Source organism: Streptococcus mitis subsp. hohhotensis, assembly GCF_020089495.2.
Lineage (GTDB): Bacteria > Bacillota > Bacilli > Lactobacillales > Streptococcaceae > Streptococcus > Streptococcus hohhotensis.
Genome location: NZ_JAIRCA020000026.1, coordinates 13,138 through 14,794 on the forward strand (window position 1 = coordinate 13,138; position 1,657 = coordinate 14,794).

Below are 1,657 nucleotides of genomic sequence, written 5' to 3' on the forward strand. Positions count from 1 at the left end.
GACAACACCAGCTCGTAAGACACCAACAGTAGATGTTGAACAAGATCCTAAGACAGGTGACGTTACAGTCACACCTAAGAAACCAGATGGCTCAACATACCCACCAGGAACTAAGGTAGAAATCCCAGGTGAAAATGGTCCAATCACTGTTGAAATCGGTCAAGATGGTAAAGGTAAAGTACCAAATGACAACCTTCCTAAGAAAGATGTCCCAGGAACAGGTAAGATTACAGAACCAGGAAAACCAGCTGTGGAAGTTCCTAATGTAACAACTCCAGGTAAATTCACACCAGAAACACCAGAAACTGAAAAACCAGGTAAGATTGAAATTACTCAACAACCAAATGGAAATGCGATTGTCACACCTAAGAAACCAGATGGCTCAACATACCCACCAGGAACTAAGGTAGAAATTCCAGGAGAAAATGGAACAACAATCACAGTAACAATTGGTGATAACGGTTCAGGTGAAGTACCAAATGATAAACTTCCAAAAGGAAAAGTTTCAGGTACAGGAACAGTAACCGAACCGAACAAGAAACCATCACAACCAGTGGATGTAACCACACCAGCACGTAAGACACCAACAGTAGAGTTGGAACAAGATCCTAAGACAGGTGACGTTACAGTAACACCTAAGAAACCAGATGGCTCAACATACCCACCAGGAACTAAGGTAGAAATCCCAGGTAAAGATGGAAACCCAATCACAGTAACAATCGGTGAAGACGGAAAAGGTAAAGTACCAAACAGTGAATTACCAGACGGTAAAGTACCAGGTACAGCTAAGATTACTGAACCAGGTCAACCAACAGTTGAAGTTCCTGATGTAACAACACCAGGTAAAGTCATACCGTCAACACCAACAGATACAAATCCAGTTGCACCAGTGACACCTGATATGCCAGTCAAACCTGATACTAATGGAAATTCTGGTCAAGATAAACCAGCACCAGCTACTCCAACTCCAAATGCAGTTACTCCGAATGCAAATCAGGTAGATACTAAGACTACTGTTGATAATGGAGCTAAGTCAAATGATTCTCAAAATGTATTGCCAAATACAGGAACAGAATCAAATGCGACTCTTGCATCTCTAGGACTTCTTGGACTATTGAGTGGATTTGGACTTGTAGCGCGTAAGAAAAAAGAAGACTAAAAATTTAGTCAAAATATGAACTGTTCATTGTTAAGTGGACGATGAATAGAAAAGATTAAACAACGGCTTTGTTCCTCGTTTTAAGAGGTACAAGGCCGTTGTTGTGTTTTTGGAAAGTAGATGATAATCTTTGTACTAAGAAGCTCTCAATTGGATACGCTATTAATTGGGATATGGAGTGAGTCATTTGTTACCATTAAATTTTTTAGGTGATTATTTTTTACTATTAAAAATGACGATGAATTATCTGATATGATAGGTGGTTGCAGATTTATTTTAAAGCTGGAGAGTTTGTCTATTCAAAAGCACAATATAATAACATTTTATGTATAGTTAAACAATTTATCCTTTATTCTATGTAATAAAACAGTTTTGTCTTGTGTAAATATATTAAAAATGGTATAATCGAGCTGTGATAGCTGTGATAGCTGTGATAGCTGTGATAGCTGTGATAGCTGTGATAGCTGTGATAGCTGTGATAGCTGTGATAGCTGTGAT

Annotated in this window: 1 protein-coding gene; it reads left to right on the plus strand. The window is 38.5% G+C overall.

Annotated elements, in window-relative coordinates:
• Positions 1–1,159: LPXTG cell wall anchor domain-containing protein (locus tag K4Z77_RS08970; RefSeq protein ID WP_224219105.1), on the plus strand; the 1,159-nt coding region annotated here is incomplete at its 5' end.
• Between the last annotated feature and the right edge of the window lie 498 nt (positions 1,160–1,657).